The organism is Klebsiella sp. A52 (genome assembly GCF_018388785.1).
GTDB classification, from domain to species: Bacteria; Pseudomonadota; Gammaproteobacteria; order Enterobacterales; family Enterobacteriaceae; genus Klebsiella; species Klebsiella aerogenes.
The window spans coordinates 3,546,375-3,565,631 of sequence record NZ_CP074437.1 but is presented as its reverse complement, the minus strand read 5'-3'; the positions used below and the strand labels follow the sequence as shown (position 1 = coordinate 3,565,631).

The 19,257-nt window shown below is 55.2% G+C and carries 19 protein-coding genes; 8 read left to right on the top strand and 11 right to left on the bottom strand.

All coding sequences use genetic code 11. The annotated features are described in order from the left end of the window. Positions 1 to 13 precede the first annotated feature (13 nt). On the bottom strand, positions 14 to 196 hold the full coding sequence (locus KGA69_RS24285) for a proline-rich small protein YnaL (RefSeq protein WP_071596126.1): 183 nt from the start codon (positions 194 to 196) through the stop codon (positions 14 to 16). A gap of 286 nt (positions 197 to 482) precedes the next feature. Then, positions 483 to 1,466, bottom strand: coding sequence for a zinc transporter ZntB (gene zntB / locus KGA69_RS16820; protein WP_045397470.1), 984 nt, complete (start codon positions 1,464 to 1,466; stop codon positions 483 to 485). A gap of 180 nt (positions 1,467 to 1,646) precedes the next feature. Between zntB and KGA69_RS16815 the strand changes: the two genes are divergently transcribed. Next, positions 1,647 to 2,090: a GNAT family N-acetyltransferase gene (locus tag KGA69_RS16815; RefSeq protein ID WP_045397472.1), complete on the top strand. Its 444-nt coding sequence runs from the start codon at positions 1,647 to 1,649 to the stop codon at positions 2,088 to 2,090. A 403-nt stretch (positions 2,091 to 2,493) separates the two neighbouring features. On the opposite strand, the gene KGA69_RS16810 is transcribed toward KGA69_RS16815, so the two are convergent. The 4 genes from KGA69_RS16810 to KGA69_RS16795 are packed head-to-tail and all read right to left on the bottom strand — an operon-like array spanning position 2,494 to position 6,747. Continuing rightward, positions 2,494 to 3,411 carry an ROK family protein gene (locus tag KGA69_RS16810; protein ID WP_045397475.1) on the bottom strand — a complete coding sequence of 306 codons (918 nt, stop codon included), beginning with the start codon at positions 3,409 to 3,411 and terminating at the stop codon, positions 2,494 to 2,496. Beyond that, positions 3,408 to 4,268, bottom strand: a complete 861-nt coding sequence (locus KGA69_RS16805; RefSeq protein WP_045397478.1) for an ABC transporter permease — start codon at positions 4,266 to 4,268, stop codon at positions 3,408 to 3,410. Before KGA69_RS16805 ends, KGA69_RS16810 begins: the two co-directional genes overlap by 4 nt. Before the next feature lies 1 nt (position 4,269). Then, positions 4,270 to 5,190 carry an ABC transporter permease gene (locus KGA69_RS16800; protein WP_045397480.1) on the bottom strand — a complete coding sequence of 307 codons (921 nt, stop codon included), beginning with the start codon at positions 5,188 to 5,190 and terminating at the stop codon, positions 4,270 to 4,272. Between the two features lie 24 nt (positions 5,191 to 5,214). Further along, complete coding sequence (locus KGA69_RS16795) at positions 5,215 to 6,747, bottom strand: ABC transporter substrate-binding protein (protein ID WP_045397482.1); 1,533 nt, start codon at positions 6,745 to 6,747, stop codon at positions 5,215 to 5,217. Positions 6,748 to 6,979: 232 nt separating this feature from the next. Here KGA69_RS16795 and KGA69_RS16790 point away from each other — a divergent pair, with 232 nt between their 5' ends. The 5 genes from KGA69_RS16790 to KGA69_RS16770 all read left to right on the top strand — a co-directional run bounded on the left by KGA69_RS16790 (position 6,980) and on the right by KGA69_RS16770 (position 13,430). Continuing rightward, entirely contained in the window at positions 6,980 to 8,113 is a 1,134-nt protein-coding gene (locus tag KGA69_RS16790; RefSeq protein WP_213292490.1) for an ROK family transcriptional regulator, read from the top strand. 13 nt (positions 8,114 to 8,126) lie between these two features. Next, the gene (locus KGA69_RS16785; RefSeq protein ID WP_213292489.1) at positions 8,127 to 9,578 is read left to right on the top strand and encodes a M81 family metallopeptidase; all 1,452 of its coding nucleotides are present in this window, start codon (positions 8,127 to 8,129) and stop codon (positions 9,576 to 9,578) included. Positions 9,579 to 9,581: 3 nt separating this feature from the next. Then, positions 9,582 to 11,399 (top strand): ABC transporter ATP-binding protein, encoded by a 1,818-nt coding sequence (locus KGA69_RS16780; RefSeq protein WP_213292488.1) that lies wholly within the window; start codon positions 9,582 to 9,584, stop codon positions 11,397 to 11,399. A 188-nt stretch (positions 11,400 to 11,587) separates the two neighbouring features. Then, positions 11,588 to 12,334 (top strand): DeoR/GlpR family DNA-binding transcription regulator, encoded by a 747-nt coding sequence (locus KGA69_RS16775; protein ID WP_045397495.1) that lies wholly within the window; start codon positions 11,588 to 11,590, stop codon positions 12,332 to 12,334. Between the two features lie 13 nt (positions 12,335 to 12,347). Continuing rightward, complete coding sequence (locus KGA69_RS16770) at positions 12,348 to 13,430, top strand: oxidoreductase (RefSeq protein ID WP_213292487.1); 1,083 nt, start codon at positions 12,348 to 12,350, stop codon at positions 13,428 to 13,430. 44 nt (positions 13,431 to 13,474) lie between these two features. Here KGA69_RS16770 and KGA69_RS16765 read toward each other — a convergent pair whose 3' ends face one another. Then, complete coding sequence (locus KGA69_RS16765; RefSeq protein WP_213292486.1) at positions 13,475 to 14,101, bottom strand: helix-turn-helix transcriptional regulator; 627 nt, start codon at positions 14,099 to 14,101, stop codon at positions 13,475 to 13,477. Next, positions 14,098 to 15,075 carry a threo-3-hydroxy-L-aspartate ammonia-lyase gene (locus KGA69_RS16760; RefSeq protein ID WP_213292485.1) on the bottom strand — a complete coding sequence of 326 codons (978 nt, stop codon included), beginning with the start codon at positions 15,073 to 15,075 and terminating at the stop codon, positions 14,098 to 14,100. Before KGA69_RS16760 ends, KGA69_RS16765 begins: the two co-directional genes overlap by 4 nt. 249 nt (positions 15,076 to 15,324) lie before the next feature. On the opposite strand from KGA69_RS16760, the gene KGA69_RS16755 reads away from it, so the two are divergent. Next, positions 15,325 to 15,519, top strand: a complete 195-nt coding sequence (locus KGA69_RS16755) for a hypothetical protein (RefSeq protein WP_045397506.1) — start codon at positions 15,325 to 15,327, stop codon at positions 15,517 to 15,519. Between the two features lie 79 nt (positions 15,520 to 15,598). Here KGA69_RS16755 and KGA69_RS16750 read toward each other — a convergent pair whose 3' ends face one another. Next, positions 15,599 to 16,357, bottom strand: coding sequence for a hypothetical protein (locus KGA69_RS16750; RefSeq protein ID WP_213292484.1), 759 nt, complete (start codon positions 16,355 to 16,357; stop codon positions 15,599 to 15,601). A 461-nt stretch (positions 16,358 to 16,818) separates the two neighbouring features. On the opposite strand from KGA69_RS16750, the gene KGA69_RS16745 reads away from it, so the two are divergent. Then, on the top strand, positions 16,819 to 17,385 hold the full coding sequence (locus KGA69_RS16745) for a DJ-1/PfpI family protein (RefSeq protein WP_045397511.1): 567 nt from the start codon (positions 16,819 to 16,821) through the stop codon (positions 17,383 to 17,385). A 67-nt stretch (positions 17,386 to 17,452) separates the two neighbouring features. Here the strand turns inward: KGA69_RS16745 and KGA69_RS16740 are convergent, their stop codons facing one another. After that, on the bottom strand, positions 17,453 to 18,793 hold the full coding sequence (locus tag KGA69_RS16740; protein ID WP_213292483.1) for a VasL domain-containing protein: 1,341 nt from the start codon (positions 18,791 to 18,793) through the stop codon (positions 17,453 to 17,455). Positions 18,794 to 18,813: 20 nt separating this feature from the next. Next, positions 18,814 to 19,257 (bottom strand): type VI secretion system baseplate subunit TssE, encoded by a 444-nt coding sequence (gene tssE / locus KGA69_RS16735; protein WP_213292482.1) that lies wholly within the window; start codon positions 19,255 to 19,257, stop codon positions 18,814 to 18,816.

The window sequence follows — 19,257 nt, the reverse complement described above, 5'->3', positions numbered from 1 at the left end:
ATGTTTTCTCGCATTAAAGGGCGGACAATCTGCAGGCGCGTATCCTCGCAGATCTCCGCTCTTGATGCGACAATTTAATCGGGTCATCGTCCGGCGGCGGGTCGGGAAGCGGGTGTGGACGAGGCCGCGGATCGGGAACGGGCACCGGATCGTTAGGCTCAGGGCCGATGGGTATCGACTGCAATGATAGCGCCATTTTACGCATAGTTTATCCCCTCTATTTACAGGACTATTCTTTAAGCGTAGAAGTTAGCTGGCAGAGGGCAAAAAAAAGCCGACTCAATAAAGTCGGCGTCGTACGAATCAATTGTGCTATGCAGTAATTCAAAAAAGGAAGTAAGACAATATGGAGCGCAACGCCCATCGCTTGACGTTGCATTCACCTGCGAGAGAGATATTGCCCTGAATGGGTAGAAGGTTTATTGATTTCGCTCAAATATTGCCGGGGTTTCAACGGCAAAATCGCCTGTAAAGACAATTTCTTACAACCATTTACTACGATGTAACCACCAAGTAACACCGCCAATTAGAACAACTAACATTACGCAAAAAATCGAAAAACCAAGATGCCAGCTGTTCCCCGGGATACCGCCAAGGTTGACGCCAAACAGCCCGGTCAGGAAGGTGCTGGGCAAAAAGACCATCGCCATCAACGACATCGTGTAAGTCCGCCGCGACAGCGACTCCTGCATAATCTGTGCGATTTCATCGCTCATGATCGCCGTGCGGGCAATACAGCTGTCAATCTCATCAAGCCCCCGTCCAAGACGGTCGGCAATATCCTGCATCCGGCGACGATGATCGTCACTCATCCACGGCAGGCGTTCACTGGCGAGGCGGGCGTAGACATCGCGCTGCGGGGCCATATAGCGGCGCATCACGATAAGCTGCTTACGCAGCAACGCCAGAAAACCGCGCGGCGGCACCTGCTGGTCAAGCAGGTCATCTTCAAGGTCGATAATCCGGTCGTGCAGCTGTTCAATAAACTCGCTGGCGTGATCGGTCAACGCATCGCAGATTTCCACCAGCCAGCTGCCGCAATCCGTCGGCCCGTTGCCCTCCTGCAGATCGCCCAGCACATCATCCAGCGCCAGTACTTTACGCTGACGGGTGGAGACGATCAGCCGCTCGTCCATATACAGACGCATCGCCACCAGTTGATCGGGGCGTTCATCGGTGCTGCCGTTAATACAACGCAAGGTGATTAGCGCGCCGTCGCCGATGCGCGTTACCCGCGGGCGCGTACTTTCTCCGGCCAGCGCGTCGCGAACGTTATTCGGCAACAGCGGCGTGGCGGCTAACCAGTCGGCGCTGTCGGTATGGGTATAATTGAGATGTAGCCAGCAGGGATTGCTCTTATCGATATTATCGTTATCAGCCAGCGGCTTTACGCCGCCCTGCCCGTCGAGCACCCATGCAAAGATGGCGTCCGGCACTTTCAGCTCCGAGCCCTTAATCGCGTCCACTGAACCTCCATTAATGCATGCCTGTAAAAAGCGTGAATAATCCATAAGGTACGCTATTCGGCTGAATTTCGCCTCCCGCAATCGTCGCAATCGCCTAACAAATAGGCAGCATACCGCTTTTGGCGACAGCTGATCATATTTGTATTACAATTACATCCGTAATTTTAATGAGGTTTTAGTATGAATATTTATCAAGCCCAGCCCCAGGATGTCGATACCGTCCTGCCGCTGTATCTCGCCTATCGTCGTTTCTATCAGGTCGAAGAAAATCTCGTTCAGGCGCGGGAGTTCATCCTTAAGCGCCTGCAACTGAATGAGTCGGTCATTTTCTTCGCAGAAGTGGACGGCAAAGCGGTGGGCTTTACCCAGCTCTATCCCCTGTTCTGCTCGCTGGAAATGAAGCGCATCTGGCTGCTTTACGATCTGTACGTTGATGAGTCTGCCCGCCAGCACGGCGTAGCGCAGCAGTTGATTGCCCGTGCCGAACAGCTGGCAAAAGAGAGTGATTCAGCATTTATTATGCTTAGCACGGCAACCGATAATACTAAAGCGCAGGCGTTATACGAGCGTAGCGGCTTCGTACGTGATACGGATTTTTACGTCTATAACAAAATGCTCAAGTAAGTTGGTCAGGCCGTCATAAAGGGAGAACCCGCCATTGGCGGGTTCTTATTAGTTCGTATCAGTCGTCGGCTAATCCACAGTAGTAACCCTTGCCATCGTCTGGGCGGGCACAGGACGGGATTAGCAGCAAGCGTTCATTTTTTCTCTTCCGCATAGCGGCGGGCGTTATCGTGTAAATTGGTGCACATGGTTATTACTCCATTTTTATAAGCAGACTAAGAGCCTATCCCATTAGGGCTATTTTACTTGCCATTTTGAACCAGGGCAGTGCTCGAAATCCTCACGTACTACGTGTACGCTCCGGTTTCTGCGCGCTGTCCGTGTTCAAACTGGCTGCGCCAATTACGCCTACTGGGATAGGCTCTAATCCTAGAAGCTTCCGTCAGATTTGCCACATTCCTGGCTAAAATTTTTCCCAGCCCAGCACCGATGCCCCCAGTAATCCCCCTTCGCGACTAAATTGCCCGGCGACCAGTAGTGGCTCAGCGCTCTTCAGCAGAATCTTTGCCCGCAACGCGGTATCAAGGCGCGCCAGCAGAGACGTTTCGCTCGCCAGCCCGCCGCCTGCGACGATTTTATGCGGCCCGAGGATATTTACCGCATGTGCCAACGGTTCGCTCACCAGATCAAGCCATACTTCAAGGGTGAACGCCGCTATCTCTTCTCCGGCCATGCCCTGCGTCACGATCTCGACACTGCTTAGCGCCTGACCGCTGAGCAGTTGATGCAGCCGCTGCATCCCTTTTGCCCCGCCAAGGGTGTCAAGACACCCCTGCTGTCCGCAGCCGCAGGGCAGCCGCGGCAACTCAACTCCCCGCAGATGAGTGCGCGTAATGGGTCCGTGCCCCCACTCGGCGCCGATCCCCTGATTGCCGTAGAGGATTTTGCCGTTGATGGCAATCCCGCCGCCGATCCCGCTGCCGAGGATCACCCCTAACACCACCGGCAGATCTTTTGCCGCGCCGAAACGCGCTTCGGCCAGGGTAAAACAGTCAGCATCGTTAGCCATCGCCACCGGGCGCCCGAGCTCAGCCTGCAGGGATTGGATAATATCGATACCGGCAAACGGCGGAATGTTGCTCGACAGAATACGATCGTTGGCAACATCCACCACTCCGGCGCAGGAGAGCGCCAACGGACTCTGTCCGCTAATCGCATCGCCATATTGCGCGATAATCTCCTGTACGGCGTCGATGAATGCCGGCCAGGAAGTCAGCGGCATCGCCCGCTGACGCGGCATTACTACCTGGCCAGGCGCCGGAGAGATAGCGCTTTTAATAAAGGTTCCGCCAATATCCAGGCACAGCACGCTATTACTCATAGGCGAGAGTCCATGATGTCACGCAGGCCATCGCCCAGCAGGTTGAAGCCTAATACCGAAAAGACAATAGCCAGCCCCGGCCACAGCGAAATCCCCAGGCTGATGCCAAGGAAGTTACGCCCGTCGCTCATCATCGTTCCCCACTCCGGCATCGGCGGTTGCACGCCCATGCCGAGGAAGGAGAGCGAAGCGGCGGCCAGGATCACCGAGCCGCCGGTCAATGTCGCCTGCACGGTAATCGGCCCCAGGGTATTACGCAGAATGTAGTGGATTATCTGTCGGCGATAGCCAATTCCCAGCGCCCGCGCCGCTTCCATGTACTCCATATTCTTGATACCCAAGGTCAGGTTACGGCTGAGGCGCGCGTAAACCGGCACGGAGAAGATAGCGATCGCCAACAGCATATTCAGCAACCCTGCGCCGAGGACGCTGACCAGCAGGATAGCCAGCACGATGCCGGGAAAAGCGAAAATGACATCCATCACCCACATAATCAGGTGATCGACACTTTTCCCGCACAACGCGGCGATGATGCCCAGAGGCAGCCCCATCAGTAGCGACAGCGCCACGCTGACCACCACTTCAATCAGTGAGATCCTGGCGCCGTAAATAGTGCGGGAAAAGATATCGCGGCCATAGTCATCGGTGCCCAACCAGTGGTCGGCCGACGGCGCGGAGAGAATATTCAGCAGGTCCTGCGCGTAGGGATCGTAGTGGCTTAACCATGGCGCGAAGATGGCGCATACCACGATTAAGGCGACGATGATGCCGCCGAGGGTCAGCGAGGGATGCTCCATCCCCCAACGCAGGCCGCTGAGTACGCCGCTGCGCGATTTGGCGAGTGAAATTTCCGACATATCAGTCAAACCTTATTTTCGGGTTGATTCTGGCGATAATCATCTCGCCAACCAGGTTCATCACCACCACGCTTGCCACCGTAATCATCGTCACGCCCTGGATAACGGGATAATCGCGATAGCGCACCGAATCCACCAGATAGCGGCCTATCCCCGGCCAGTTAAACACCGACTCGGTCACCACCGCGCCGCCGATCAGGCTGCCGAAATTAAGCGCGATAATGGTCACGATGGGGATCAGCGCATTGCGCAGCGCATGTTTAAAATAGACCTGAAACGGCGCCAGCCCTTTGGCCCGCGCGGTGCGGATATAATCTTCGCCTAACACGTCAACCATACTGGAGCGGGTCATCCGCGACATTACCGCCATTGGGAAAATCCCCAGGCAGACCGACGGCAGGATATAGCTTTTCCAGCCATCCGCGCCCAGCAAAGGCAGCCAGCCCAGCTTCACCGAAAAAGTATCCATGGCGATCAGCGCCAGCCAGAAGTTGGCTATCGACGCGCCGGCAATCGCCACCAGCATCAGCACATGGTCGGCAACATGATTGCGGTAAATGGCCGCGCACATCCCCATGGGAATACCGAGGATCACCGCCATCATCCACGCCAGCAGCGCCAGGCCTAAGGTATAAGGAACCCGCTCGCTCATTTCGGTGGAGACCGGCTGGCCGGACTTCAGCGAGGTGCCAAAATCCCCCTTCAGCATTCCGCTGACGAAATGGCCATACTGCACCGCCAGCGGATCGTCCAGGCCGAGGCGCGTATGCATACGGCTGACATCATCCTGGGTGGCCTGCGGCCCTGCCATCAGGCGGGCCGGGTCACCGGGGAGCATCCTGATCGCCAGAAAGACAATCAGCGATGCGCCCAGTAGGATCAGCGGCAAAGAAAGCAGTTTTTTAATCACATAAGCTTTCATAACAACTCCACCCTGACCCCAGCGTTACGGTTTTTGCGCTTCGGTTACGATAATTTCGCCGCCCGGCTCCATCCGCACGCCTTTAATGGTGGCGCGGGTGGCGTACAGATCGTCCTGGAAATAGAGCATCACATGCGGCGCGTCCTGCATAATGGCCTTTTGCGCCGCCACATATTCGGCGATACGCGCGTTGTTATCCATGGTGGTCGCGGCTTTATCTAACAGCTCATCTACCTGCGGGTTGCGGTAGAAACCAAGGTTAGCCCCGGCCGGCGCGGCGCTCTGTGAGTAGTACAGCGGGCGCAGTTGCAAATCAGAACCATTAAGGCCGGAAGACCAGGAGGCCAGCACCGCATCGGTACGGTTGGCCAACTTTTCCGCCGCCGGGGCAAACGCCGCTTTGCTCCAGACGCCGCTCTCCATCTGCTGGATGTTAAGTTTCACGCCAACTTTGCCCCACATCGCCTGCAGGATTTGCGCGGTACGCGCATCCGGTCCCTGCACGGCGATGTTCATCTCAAAGCCCTGCGGGTACCCGGCCTCTTTTAATAGCGCTTTCGCTTTATCGAGATCCCACGGATAGTCGTTGAGGGTTTTATCATATCCTTCGTTCACCGGCGCCAGCGGCGAGTTGGCGGCAGAAGCAAAACCAAACATCACCGCCTTCAGCAGCGCTTCTTTGTCGGTCGCCAGGTTCAGCGCCTGACGCACGCGGACATCATTCAGCGGCTTTTGCTCAACGTTGAGCGCTACCCAGAATACCGACGCTCCCTGCCCCTGCTCCAGCTTCACCTGCGGGTTGCTTTTCAACTGCAGACCAAACTGCGGCGGTACCGGGTTAATCACATCGACCTGGCCGGAAAGCAGCGCCATGTTCATCACCGACGGCTCCGCGCTCCAGGTCCACTTAATCTCATCCGGGCCGTGATTCTCGCCCCAGTATTTCGGGTTTTTCTTCTCCAGCACATATTCACCGGTTTTATACTCCTGCAGCATATATGGGCCGGTACCGTCCGCTTTACGGCCAATGGTGCCGGCTTTCGCCGCCGTGGGGCTCACCATCTTCGCCGAGCCGCCGGTCAACAGATTGAGGAAAGAGGGATAGACCTTTTTCAGCGTAATCTCGACGTTGTCATCATCGAGCTTCTTCACGGAAGCGATCACGTTGCGCATCCGCGAACTGGCTGCCAGTCCGCCTTTCGGGTCGATATGTCGTTCAATATTGGCGACGACCGCATCGGCATTGAACGGCGAGCCGTCATGGAAAGTGACGTTTTTACGCAGGGTAAAAGTCCAGACTTTACCGTCATCGCTGACCTTCCAGGCGGTGGCCAGCGCCGGGGCGATTTTGAAATCCGGCGACAAATCCACCAGACCTTCATACATCGGTTTTAAAACGGTATCGGTAAAGGTCGCGGTTTGGTCGCCCGGATCCATGCTACGCGGAGGTTCGTTTTGCATCACGTTCAGCGTCGCTGCCTGCAGCGCCGTCGCCCCGCCGGTTGCCAGTAAGCCTGCCAGAATGGCAAGTCGATATTTATTCATAATTGCCTTCATCCGTTAACCCCTACCTGTCTGTTATGTCGCCAGTTGTGGCTGTTATGTTGCGATTAGGTTTTCTTTTTACCCAAAACAGAGTCCCATAAATGTGATATTAGCCATGATTAACGCTTAATTAGGTAATAAATTTAACTTATATGTGATGGTTTAGTTATTTTTGAAAATAAACTGGTTGCTAAAGCGCCAGCCCGCGATTATGTTCAGAAAAAAGCGTTATGGCTGAGTAACTATGCTGAACAAACTCCACCAACAATTGATTCATCTGGTCTGTAGCGAGGAAGGCGCCAGCCGCGCAGACCTCGCCCGCCTGACGGGTATGAGTAAAGCGGCCATTGGCGCACTGGTAAAAGAGATGCTGGCCGATGGGCTGCTAGAGGAGAGCGATATGGCCGCTTCCGGCGGCCAAGGGCGCCCCTCCGTCACCCTTTCGCTGGCGCCGGACGCCGCTTACGCCATCGGCATCTCGCTGATTGATAATCAGCTGGTGTTGGTACTGATGAATGCCAGCGGTGAGAAAATCGCCGAGCGGCTGCTCACGCCGCTGCTTGAAATCCCCGCCTTAATCCAGCAACTGGCGGATGAAATCCGCAGTTTGTTAAACGATACGCTTATCGAGCGCCAACGGCTGGTCGGCATCGGTTTTGCTCTGTCTGCCTTTGTCGACGCCGCGCAATCGGTCTGCGTACAGTCGGCGCTGCTGGGCTGGCATCAGGTACCGCTAGCTGAACTGTTAAGCCGCGCGACCGGCGGGATCCCGGTATTGATTGAAAACGACACCCGGGCGCTGGCGAACTGGGAGAAAACTTTTGGCCATCTACGCAAGCTGGAGAGCGCAGTGGTGATTTCTCACGGCAGCGGCATCGGCAGCGCGGCGGTCATCTGTAACCGAATCTGGCGCGGCGCCCACGGCGGCGCGGGAGAAATAGCCCACTGCACCATCGTACCAGCGGGCACGCCTTGTCGCTGCGGGAAGCGTGGCTGTCTCGACACCATTGCGTCTCTCACCGCCATCTTTGAACAGGCGCGTATGGCCGGTATCGACACTGACCAACTGGATGAACTGGAAGCCATGGCGCGTAAGGGCCACAGCGCCGCCATCCAGATCCTGCATCGGGCCGGCGATGCCTTAGGGTTAGCCATTTCACATCAGATCCAGACTCACGATCCGGCGGCGATCATGCTTGCCCACCAGCCGGAAAGCTTTAACGGTTTACTGAATACCGTGATGCAACAAGCCATTGAAACCAACCTGCTGCCGGGGATGGCGGGAAAAACGCCGCTTATCTATCGTCCGCTGGCTCAGGACAGCTGGGCGCTCGCCGCGGCGAGCGTCGCGCTGACTCACGTTCTCTTTCCAGGATAATTTCGAGGTCCTTATGCGCATTGCCGTTGGCGGAATACATATTGAATGCAGCACGTTTAATCCGGTCCTGACTCATGAAGCGGAGTTTCGCACCGTCAAGGACGAAGCCCTGCTGGAAGCGCCTCACTTTCAGTTTTTACGCGATTATCCGGCGACATTTCTGCCGACGCTGCACACCCGGGCGATTCCCGGAGGCCCGGTGGCGCGAGAGACCTATGAGCAGTTCAAGGCCGAATTCTTAAGCCGGCTGCAGGCGCAACTGCCGATCGACGGCCTGTACCTTGCGATGCACGGCGCAATGTACGTTGAAGGTATGGAAGACGCTGAAGGCGACTGGATCACCGCCGCCCGCGCCTGCGTCGGCGATGACTGCCCGATTGCCGTCAGCTACGATCTTCACGGTAACGTGACCCAGCGCATCATCGACGCCATCGATATCTACTCAACCTATCGCACCGCGCCGCATATCGATATCGAAGAGACCATGCGCCGTTCGGTCAGTATGCTGGTGAATAGTCTGCAAAGCGGCGTGCGCCCGGGCATAGTGTGGGCCCCTATCCCGGTATTACTGCCTGGCGAGCGAACCAGTACGGAAGATGAACCGGCAAAAAGCCTGTACGCCATGTTGCCGCACAGCGACCAGATCGACGGCGTACTCGATAGCTCATTAATGGTCGGCTACGTGTGGGCCGATGAACCGCGCGCCACCGCCGCGGCCATTTTTACCGGCACCGATCGCGCGGTACTGGAGCAACAGGCCGCAAAACTGGCGCAGGCCTATTGGGACGCGCGGGAAGATTTTGTTTTCGGCTGTCGGACGGGCAGCGTCGCCGAATGCGTAGCTCAGGCCATCGCCAGCGCCACGGGCCCGGTTATCCTGGCGGATTCTGGCGATAATCCAACCGGCGGCGGCGTCGGCGATCGCGGCGATGTGCTCGCCGAGCTGCTACGCCAGCAGGCGCAAAATACCCTGGTGGCCGGCATTACCGACGCGCCGGCGACGCGTGCGGCCTTTGAGGCCGGCATTGGCGCAGAACTGCAGTTGACTATCGGCGCCAGCCTCGATCCGGCGGGTATCAGCGCGAGCGCGCGTTTTACCGTCACCGGTCTGCTGGCGGCGGATCCGCAGCGCCCGGCCAATCAGGCGGTGCTACAGACAGGCGGTGTTACCGTGGTGGTAGCCGACCGCCGACGCCCGTATCACGATATCGCTGACTTTAGCGCGTTGGGGCTCAACCCGCGGCAGGTGAAAATCCTGGTGGTCAAATCCGGCTATTTATCGCCGGAGCTGGCGCCGTTGGCCAATCCGAACCTGATGGCGCTCTCGGAAGGGGTGGTCGATCAGGATATTGAACGGGTGGCGCGTCTGCGGATGCTGACACCGACCTGGCCATTTAAGCGTGATCTCGAATTCACCCCACTGGTGCGGGTTTCCGCTCGCGCGCCCTTTGCCGGGGAGTGCTGACTCATGAACCGTGAAACGCCTGCGCCAGTGCTGGCCGTCGACAATCTGAGCGTCGCATTCCGCCACGGCGATAGCTGGCAGAAAGTGGTGCGTAATATCTATTTTAGCCTCTATCCAGGTAAGACGCTGGCGATCGTCGGCGAATCCGGCTCGGGTAAAAGCGTGACGGCGATGGCCATTATGCGTCTGCTTTCTGCCCGGCATAGCCGTACCGAGGGACGGGTGCTGCTCGGCGGCAAATCCCTGCTCGACCTTCCTGAAGAGGAGATGCGTCGCGTGCGCGGCGCCGAGGTGGCGATGATTTTTCAGGAGCCGATGACCAGTCTTAACCCGGCATTTACTATCGGCAACCAGATAGCGGAAGTTTTTATCCGCCATCAGGGCTTATCGGCGCGCCAGGCGAAGCAGGAGGCCATCGCCCTGCTGGAAAAAGTCCGCATTCCGCATGCCGCGCAACGTTTCGATGAATATCCGCATCAGTTTTCCGGGGGTATGCGCCAGCGTGCGATGATCGCGATGGCGCTGGCCCTGAAGCCGAAACTGCTGATCGCCGATGAACCCACGACCGCGCTGGACGTCACTATCCAGGGGCAAATCCTCGATCTGATTAAAACCCTGCAGGCAGAAAACAATACCGCGGTGCTGTTTATTACCCATGATATGGGCGTAGTCGCGGAAACCGCCGACGATACGCTGGTGATGTTTCGCGGCGATGCCATCGAATGCGAGCGTACGCCGACGCTATTCGCCACCCCGCAGCAGCCCTATACCCGTACGCTGCTGGCCTCGGTACCCGCGGCAGGTGAAATGGATATAAGCTCGACCCCCTGTAAGTTCCCATCGGTGAACCTGCAAACCGGGGAAATCCGTCGTTACCCGCCAGAGCCTGACCTCAGCCTGACCAGCAACGAGCCGGTATTATCGGTCAAAAATCTGGTCACCCGTTTTCCAGTTAAAAAAGGCTTTTTTAATCAGTTAGCCGGGCATATCCACGCCGTAGAAAACGTTAGCTTTGATCTATGGCCCGGAGAAACGCTATCGCTGGTGGGCGAATCAGGCTGCGGTAAATCGACCACCGGTCGCAGTCTCATTCGCCTGGTCCAGGCGCAATCCGGCCATGTTCGCCTTAATGGCTATGACGTCCTGCAAGCCGGGCGCCAACAGCAAAAGCGGATGCGTCAGGATATCCAGATGATTTTTCAGGATCCGTTCGCCAGCCTGAATCCACGGCTGAAAATCCAGGAAACGTTGATTGAACCACTGCTGGAAAATGGCCTCGCCACACGCCAGCTGGCGCTGGCGCGCGCCCATGAATTGATTGAGAAAGTGGGACTCAGCGTCGCGGTGCTTAACCGCTATCCGCATGAATTTTCCGGTGGTCAGCGCCAGCGCATCTGCATTGCCCGCGCGCTGGCGATGAATCCCAAGGTGATTATCGCCGACGAGTCGGTGTCGGCGCTGGATGTGTCGGTCAAAGCGCAGGTGGTCAACCTGATTATCGAACTGCAACGAACGATGAAAATCGCCTTTCTGTTCATCTCTCATGATATGGCGGTGATTGAACGCATCAGTCACCGGGTAGCGGTCATGTATCTCGGCGAAATCGTCGAAATTGGCCCGCGGCAGGCAATTTTCGCCAATCCGCAACACCCCTACACGCAGAAGTTAATTGCGGCGATCCCGAAAACCGATCCGTCTCGCCGACATCTTCTGCGCGAAGCCAATAACGATGAACTACCCTCGCCGTTTCGCGATAAAGACTGGCAGCCGCCGACGCGCCGCTACGAACAAGTCGGTAATCAGCACTGGGTAATGCGCTGAGCGGAGTACCTTTAAATAGACCGGCTTAACGCTCTGTAGTCTGCGCTGAGCCGGTCCCCCTTCCCAAAAAGCGATGCACAATCCCCCCTTTTAGCTGGCAACGCATTTTTTGCTGCTTTTTGCGATTCACATTCTCACTTCATGCTGTATTATGCGGTTTATTGCAGTCTTTTGCAGGAACAGCGATTATGCATAAAACCGCCCGACAACAGTTTTTACTCGAACTACTGAGCGAAAACGGTCAAATTAGTATCAGCGAACTGGTCGAACGATTGCAGGTCTCGCCCGATACCGTTCGCCGCGATCTTAGTGACCTGGAAAAACGCGGACTGGTACAGAAAAACCATGGCGGCGCTATCGCTCTCGATCTTCCAGCTATGAATCGTCAGGCGCGCAATGCGCTGCTGCCCGAGACTAAGCAACGCCTCGGCGCGCTGGTCGCCCGTGAGATTCCTCCAGGATCAACGCTATTTTTAGACGCCGGCAGCACGGTACTGGCCGTCGCCGCTCATCTAAAAGGACCGCTGACGGTCATCACCCCTTCGCTGGATATTGCCCAACTATTTAGCGAACGGCCCGATATCGAGTTGGTTTTACTTGGCGGAAAATGGGATATGCGGCAGCGGCTGTTTGCCGGTAGCGCCACGCTGGCGCTGCTTTCTCGTTACCGCGCGGATATCGCCATTCTCGGCGCCTGCGCGATCCATGCGCAACAAGGGCTTAGCGCCAGCCAGGAAGCGGATGCGGAGGTAAAGCGCGCGATGCTGGCAGCCAGCGTCGAGCACTGGCTGGTGGCTGACCATCTGAAACTTAATCGCTGCGAACCATACCTGGTCGCCGAACTGAAACACATCGATCGTCTGTTCCTCGACAAGCCATGGCACGCGCTTGGCGAAGACAATTCAATGCAGGTCAGCATTGCTGACGCTGAATAACGTGGAGAAAGTCATGCATAAAGTTATCACCGGCGCAGGTAAACCTATTAACATTGCGCTGATCGGCTATGGATTTGTCGGCAAAACGTTTCACGCGCCGCTCATTAACTCGGTCGAGGGGTTAAAGCTTGCCGTCGTCGCCTCCCGCGACGAAGCCAAAGTGAAGCAGGACCTGCCAGATGTCACGGTAATCGCTTCTCCGGAAGAGGCCATTCAGCATCCGGATGTCGATCTGGTGGTACTCGCTTCGCCGAACGCCACCCACGCCCCACTGGCTCGACTGGCGTTGAACGCCGGTAAGCACGTGGTGGTGGATAAGCCCTTCACTCTCGATATCCAGGAAGCGCGCGAGCTGATCGCGCTGGCGGACGAAAAGCAACGACTGCTTTCAGTCTTCCACAATCGCCGTTGGGATAGCGATTATCTCGGCGTTAAGCAGGCCATCGAGCAGGGGCTGATCGGCAAGGTTAAGCATTTCGAGTCGCATATCGACCGCTTCCGCCCGGAAGTACGCGTTCGCTGGCGCGAGCAAAACGTGCCGGGCAGCGGCCTGTGGTTTGACATCGGCCCGCACCTGATCGACCAGACGCTACAACTTTTCGGCCTGCCGCAATCGGTACAAGGCAATATCGCTACCCTCCGACAGGGCGCGGAGATCAACGATTGGGCGCACGTGGTGCTGAATTATCCGCAGCACAAAGTGGTTTTGCACTGTAGCATGCTGGTGGCCGGCGGCGTCTCGCGCTTCACGGTCCACGGCGATAGCGGCAGCCTCGTTAAACTGAAAGCAGACCAGCAAGAGAGCCAGCTGCTAGCTGGGGTCATCCCAGGGAGCGAAAGCTGGGGCCAGGATGACGACAGCATGACGCTGTTCGACGCCAGCCTGCAGGCGCACACGCTCGCCACGCCGAAAGGCGATCAGCGTCAGTACTATATTCAGGTTCGCGATGCCCTGCAGGGCAAAATCGCCAACCCGGTGCCGCCGCTACAGGCGCTGGCGGTGATGGCGGTGCTGGAAGCCGCTGTTGCTTCAGCAGAAAGCGGCAGCGTGCAAAAGCTGGCGTTAACCACCGACGAACTGACCGGGCTTCAGTAATCCCTTGATGGAATAGCGGCTGCAGCTCCGCGCGGCCGCTACGCTTATCTCTCCTGTCGGGCGTATAAATAGGCGGTCGCCCGCGAAATGCCGAGATGCTGCGCGACCATTTCCATTGATTTGCGCAGATCCAATAGCCCCTCTTTACGCAATTGTCGAATCACCGTTTTACGATCCGCCGCACTCAGCGCCCTGGCTGTTGTCGCCCGCGCGGCGGCGAATGCATCAATTCGTTGGCGAATGGCCGCTGCGCCGCCCGGTTCAAGATGTTCAACCACCGTGGCGCTTTCCGTGGCGGTAAAGCGCGCCAACGCGCTCTGCATACCGCGAAACAACGTCATATCGACGTTAAGACAGAGGGCGGCAACATATTCACCGTTATCGCCCTTAATACCGATGGAGGTACTTTTCACCGCACGTCCGTCAGCAAACTGATTGGCATAGTTGGCAACGACGGCCGGGAACTCGGCGCTGGCAATCCGCGCTAACCCCATCTCGGTCGCCGGCTGACCAACCTCTCTGCCGGAGAGATTATTGTGGATTGATAAAATGGCCTGTTGAGGATGCGTCAGGTCATGGACGACCACTTCACAAAACGGCGCGAAGGTTTCGCTTAACCCCTGGGCGATGAGATCAAGCTGTGCCAACAAGGGCGACATCTCGCTACTCATAATTCGTTCCCGGTGGCCAATAAAGCGCTGTAACGACTCATATCCACATTACCGCCGCTGATGATAATGCCGACTTTTTTACCCCGCAGATGCGCCATGGCGCCCCTTGCGGCAGCGAAGCCCAGACAGCCGGTCGGTTCGACCACCATTTTCATCCGCTCGGCGAGAAATTTCATCGCTGCGACCAATTCATCGTCACTCACGGTCAGGATATCGTCGACGTGTTGCTGTATTAGCGGAAAAGTATATTGCCCCAGATGCTGGGTCTGCGCGCCGTCGGCGATGGTTTTCGGCGTCTCAATATGCACAATGCTGCCGCAACGAAAAGATTGCTGGCCGTCATTGCCAGCTTCGGGCTCTACGCCATAGATTTTACACCCCGGAGACAGATGACGCGTCGCCAGCGCCGAGCCTGACAACAGCCCACCGCCGCCGAGGCAGACAAATAGCGCATCCAGCGGACCGACCTCTTCTATTAGCTCTTTCGCCGCCGTCCCCTGCCCGGCAATCACGTGCGGATGATCGTAAGGAGGGATAAGGGTTAGCCCATTCTGTTGCGCCAGATCGCGACCGATCTGCTCGCGATCCTCCGTGTAACGGTCATAAAAAACGACTTTACCGCCGTAGCCCCGGGTGGCGGCGACTTTAGCCGCAGGCGCATCGTGTGGCATGACGATAGTCGCCGGAATGTCCAGTAGTTTAGCCGCTAGTGCAATGGCCTGCGCGTGATTGCCAGAAGAAAACGCCACTACCCCGGCCCGTTTTTGCATTGGGCTAAACTGCTGCAACGCGTTCATCGCGCCGCGGAATTTAAATGCCCCCATGCGCTGATAATTTTCACACTTTAAAAACAGCTGCGCTGAGTATTGCTCATCCAGGGTACGGGAGGTCATCACAGGAGTAGAGTTGGCGTAACCGGCAATCCGCCGGGCGGCCGCTGCCACGTCGCGATAATCGGGAAGTTGTAGAGTCATTGTTTCGCCTTGTTGTTCAATGAGTAATCAGGATTTAATACAATTAGTCTAATTAAATACATTATGTGTGATCAATATTCAACCGCAAATGGCATCGATCGCAACCAGAAGAAAATGTGCTCCGCTTGCCTATTACCTGCTGGAAATTTCCCACATTTGGGAGCAGGATATAATCAAATACCTGATTATTTTGGTAACGCCCCATCAGCTTCTGCGGACGCAACCCGACACACTGGACAGGAGAAAGTCATGTATTACACGTTAGGAGAAAAGACCCTCCACTTTTATCGCTATCAGTGCCGTTACTACGTTGCTCATTGGGACGGCGGTCACGTGATGGCCGAGCAGTTCAAGCCGTTTATCGCCGGGATCAGCGAAAAGACCGGCCTGGAAGCAAAGCGTGTGGAAGCAGTCGCTCGCGATTACTTTACTAACGTGGATTAACACAACCCTTTGATATCGCCAGAAAAGACTAAACGGCACCTCAAAGGTGCCGTTTTATATTCACTTTGGTGAGAACCAATCAGGCGGTGGGGATTTTTGAAATAATATATTCGAGTGATTCATCAATATTCTCACCTGCCAGCATTTTCTTGCGCACGTCAAATGCCCGGCCTGTACGTAAGAATTTTAGGGATACAGTGTCATTAGTAACACCTTTGCCTGTTAATACGATTTCATTCAGCGGTACGATAAAAGTATCTGAGTACAATTTTGGTTTAACTATCAATTTATCACCAGAAAGACCAATCATAACGCGCTCCTTGAGGCGTACCCCATTCCAGATATTGAGAATGCCTACTGCGACCAATAAATAGCCAATTCCCACGCCCATCACCAGCACAATAACTCCCATGCATAAAGCAATAGCACCAGTAGGCGCAAATCGGGATGTATCGCATGTTAATTTATAGTTTTTATCTTCAGGCTTAGATATATCAACCTCTGCTTCAGGGTTATAAACATCAAGGTTTGCATTGCAGTATCTTTCGTAGCTAAAAATATAACCGATTAAAAACAACAAACCAATCGGCACCATAGCAATCCCACCGATATAAGCAAACACAATACCAACACGCGGGGCTTTCGGTAATAAAAAAACGCTTACCACCTGAACAACTATAGCAAGGGGAAGTACAATTGTGACCAAATCTTTAATCAAACGCAGCGTTCGATCGTAGCCATAATAATCTGAAAGCGAGTTGACCTCATTGAGCACCAAAAGAAACATGGCTAAGTTAATTATAATACCAATCAATGTCAGACGGTGAATTTTATTCATTCATACTCCATTATGCTTACTCATCGCAACATATTAATTTAATTAATAGGTTTACACTATGCCGCCAATAACAAAAGGCATTTTTAACACCTGGCGCCGTTCAACAATTCGAAATATCCGAATATATTCTCGCATGTAAAAAAGACAATACACACATAAGATAAAGAATATATCCCAAAGATTCGCACGCCAATAAAAAGAGCCAGCCGATATTAACAAATACACCCTCCCCGTCAACAAAAAAAGCAAAACGCAATATTCAGGCGTCATTTCTTTTTAATGTAAACTTCCCTGGTGCGGAATTTAATTCATGCGTTAAATTTATTTCTCTTGATCCGATACATCAGGTCTATATTTTATCGAAATTGCTGCTTTCATTCTTATTCATGCATTAACCATTGGCATTATTCATTTTACCAGGCTATACCTTAGGCATCATTATTCATCAAGGATCTGTTGCAATGGGCAAGAAAATTTTAATGCTGGTGGGTGATTACGCTGAAGATTACGAAACCATGGTCCCGTTTCAGGCATTACAGATGATTGGCCATCAGGTCGATGCTGTCTGCCCGGATAAAAACAAAGGCGACTATATTATGACGGCGATTCATGATTTTGACGGCGCACAAACCTATAGCGAAAAACCCGGTCATCGCTTCGTACTGAACGCTGACTTCGATAGCGCCAATGAGCAAGACTACGACGCACTGCTCATCCCCGGCGGCCGTGCGCCAGAATATCTGCGCCTGAATGAGCAGGTGATTAAGCTGGTACAGGCTTTTGACGCTGCGCGTAAACCGATTGCCGCCGTCTGCCACGGCCCACAGCTTCTCGCGGCCGCCGGCATTCTTAAAGGCCGTACCTGCAGCGCTTATCCAGCTTGCGCTCCCGAAGTTCGCCTCAGTGGCGGACATTACGCCGATATCGGTATCGACCAGGCGCACGTTGATGGCAATCTGGTTACTGCTCCCGCCTGGCCCGCCCACCCGCAGTGGCTTGCTAAATTTGCCGAGGTGTTGCAGCGGTAAGCGCCTTTTCCAGGGCTGGAGTCGCTACGGTACGATATGCCCCCCAGCCCTTACTCCTTGCGCGAAGCTATTCCACGGTTTTATTTTTTACTAGTGCATAAGAGACTATCAGCTGCTGCAGGTGCTGTTCCGCTTGTTGCTGCTGCGCGGCGCGGCTGATTTGCCCTTCTGTCATCGCCGATAGTTGGCGTAACTGTTCTTCAGCCGGAACGGTTCGATTAAGAGACTGAGTAATGGCGAACACCGCGGATTTCAGTTCACTGACCGTCAGGTATTTTCCCTTCTGCTCATCCAGGGCATTCAGACACTGAGTTAATTGCTGCAGTTGCTGCATTCCCTGATACCACCCGGTGAGGTTTTCCGCTGGCAGCGCGGCAGCTATGATCTGCTGCCGCCACTGCGAGGACAATGTTTTCGCCTGCTCCGGCCATAGCGCCAGTGCCTGTTGTACCAGTTGATCGCTATAGTCGATGGCCCAATTAGGTTTGAGTTGAGCCAGATGTGTAAGCTGCTGCCGGGTCTGCTTTATCCCACTGTCTGCTGGCGGTGCGTGCAGAGAAAAGGAGCGTAACTGATCTGGCGAAAGTACCGTCGGCAATGGCGCCAGACTGAGAGCGAATTGCTGCTGTTCCGGATCTGGTTGATTCATCGCCTGCCACCCCCACCCTGCCGCTGCGGTCAGCACCAGCATCGTCAGCATACCGGCCATAAAAGGTCGCCATCGTTTTTCAGAGTTCTGACGCTCATTGCCGACTTGCACGTTTGGCAGCGTTTCCGGCGGCGCAATATAAACCCACTTTGTTCGCTCAACCCGCTCATCCAAATGGGTGGACGCGTTCTCCATCGTGACTACGTGCGGTAGGGTATCAGCGCTGGTCACGCCATCGCTATTCTCCAGCCGTACAGCCGCGTTATGCATCAAATTGAGCAACGCATCAAACTGACTGGCGTGCTTTAATTCCAGACGCTGCAGCGCAGCATCCAGCGCTTTCAGATGCACTTCCGCCTCATAAATCAAACTAAGATCGACATAGGCTAGCGTCAGCGTACGCAGCGCTTGCAGTAGCCGTTTACCCAAACCGCTAAGGATTTCCATCCGCGCGTGTACCGGCTGTGGCCAAAGGCTCCCCCACTGACGGGTAATCAGCGTTTCCAGGATAGCCAGTCCTTCATTCAGCCCGCATAAGCCGGTTAACTGCGTACGGGCAAGCGTATACCAAGCCGCGGTCTGCAGCTCTACGCCGTTACGGTCAAATAATGACAGGCAAAGCCGTTCTGCGTATAGCCAGTCAACGTCGGGGCGCGCCGGGTGGCTGAGTTTGTGCATTTCTTCACGCAGCTTTGCGTAGTCTGCCAGCGTGCGCGGGTCGCCGCCGGTAATCAGGTGACGCTTAGGATAAGTTGTCATAGGGGTAACCAGAGTGAGGGCTAAATAGCGGTGCGGGCATTCAGATACTGTTGCTGTTTCAGATGGCGAAGGAGAACCCTGCCTTCAGGCATAAATTCCGTGCCATAGCGTACCAGACCAATTTCCTTCAGTTCCGCGTCGATGGCATAACGCAGTTCGCCTGGCTGTGTCTGTTCGAGCATCTCCACACGGAGGCTGTTCAGCCGCGGTTCGTATTTGAGCAGTACCGCGGACAGCGTGGTCATTAACTGGTGCGCGCTACCCGGCATCCCCTGGAGAATTTTTGTCATATCCGGCAGACCGTAATCCGGAAGATGCGCCAGCGTGCCAGCCCGGCAGTTGAGGATACGCTGTATATTATCAAGCACCGATAAAATGACCTGATTTTCTTCACCGATCTGATGCAGCTCGAGACCGCCGGAGAAATTACCAAACAGGGTGTCGTAAAGTGAGGGGCGCGGCAT